We start from the raw sequence: 1,960 nt of genomic DNA on the forward strand, positions 1-1,960 counted from the left end.
AGTACAACGTGAGTCAGTTCCAGACTAGCGGGGATTGGATATTCCTCGTGAACGTCCCGGGCATCAACCGGGAAGGCTAAACACTCCTCGAGACCGATAGCGAACAAGTAGCGTGAGCGAACGCTGAAAAGTATCCCGAGAAGGGAACTGCAATAGAGCCTGAACTCAGCTGGCGATCGAGCGACGGGGCATACAAGGTCCCACGATAAACGACCGTGGCGCGAGCCACTAGTAGGACTCGTGGGAAGCCGATGTTCCGTCGTGCGTTTTGAAAAACGAACCAGGGAGTGCATTTGCTTGGCAAGCCTAACTCGACTATCGAGGAAGGCACAGGGAAACCGATACGGCCGCAGTCTTACGACCAGGGCCACCGTGTTCAAGCGCGGGGAGTCAAGCGGATGCGACCCGAAACCGGGTGATCTACGCGTGGGCAGGGTGAAGCGTGCCGAAAGGTACGTGGAGGCCCGTTAGGGGTGGTGTCCTACAATACCCTCCCGTGACCTATGCGTAGGGGTGAAAGGCCCATCGAACCCGGCAACAGCTGGTTCCAGCCGAAACATGTCGAAGCATGACCTCTTCAGAGGTAGTCCGCGAGGTAGAGCTACCGATTGGATGACCCGCCTCCGAGAGGAGTCGGCCATCCTGTCGAACTCCGAACTTGCGGACGCCGCAGACGAAGGGAGTCCGGTGTGCGGGGTAAGCCTGTGCACCATAAGGGAGACAACCCAGCGGTAGGTTAAGGTCCCCAAGTGTAGACTAAGTGCGATCGAAGGTGGTCCCGAGCCCTAGACAGCCGGGAGGTGAGCTTAGAAGCAGCTACCCTCCAAGAAAAGCGTAACAGCTTACCGGCCGAGGTTCGGGGCGCCCAAAATGATCGGGGCTCAAGTCTACCACCGAGACCTACCCATGTCCGTTACAGGACAATTGCGTAGGCTGGCACTCTGCTCGGACGGAAGCGCGGGATAGATCTCGTGTGGACCGAGCAGTGACGATAATCCTGGTCATAGTAGCAGCGAGAGTCGGGTGTGACCCCCGACGGCCTTACGAGCAAGGGTTCCTCGGCACTGTCAATCAGCCGAGGGTTAGTCGATCCTAAGTCTCACCGTAACTCGACTGAGACAACAGGGAAGCTGGTTAATATTCCAGCACCACTACTCATTGAAAGTCGACGCTTTGGGGACAACCGAACCGGGCTTTCGCCCGGTCTAATCAGATACCGCCGTGGAAGCCGTAACGGCACGAAGCGGCCAAACTCTGAGACAGCGCAAGTCGGTCGTACCTAGAGCCCGTGAAAAGACGAGAGTAGTGATCGTACCGAGATCCGACACAGGTGCTCTGCCGGCGAAAGGCAAGGCCCGTCGGGAGCAACCGGCGTTAGGGAATTCGGCAAGTTAGTCCCGTACGTTCGCAATAAGGGATGCCTGCTCTGGAGAAGAGCAGGTCGCAGTGACTCGGGCGCTCCGACTGTCTAGTAACAACATAGGTGACCGCAAATCCGCAAGGACTCGTACGGTCACTGAATCCTGCCCAGTGCGGGTATCTGAACACCGAGTACAATCGGACGAAGGACCCGTCAACGGCGGGGGTAACTATGACCCTCTTAAGGTAGCGTAGTACCTTGCCGCTTCAGTAGCGGCTTGCATGAATGGATCAACGAGAGCGCCACTGTCCCAACGCTGGGCCCGGTGAACTGTACGTTCCAGTGCGGAGTCTGGAGACCCCCAAGGGGAAGCGAAGACCCTATAGAGCTTTACTGCAGGCTGTCGCTGAGACGTGGTCGCTACTGTGCAGCATAGGTAGGAGGCGTTACACAGGTACCCGCGCTAGCGGGCCACCGAGCCATCATTGAAATACTACCCGGTAGTGACTGCGACTCTCACTCCTGGCGGAGGACACCGGTAGCCGGGCAGTTTGACTGGGGCGGTACGCGCTCGAAAAGATATCGAGCGCGCCCGATGGT

1 rRNA gene is annotated in these 1,960 nt (G+C 58.0%); it reads left to right on the top strand.

From position 1 onward, the window contains the following. Positions 1 to 1,960, top strand: a 23S ribosomal RNA gene (locus BLU18_RS14455); the annotation flags it as partial.

It is taken from the genome of Haloplanus vescus, assembly GCF_900107665.1.
Lineage (GTDB): Archaea > Halobacteriota > Halobacteria > Halobacteriales > Haloferacaceae > Haloplanus > Haloplanus vescus.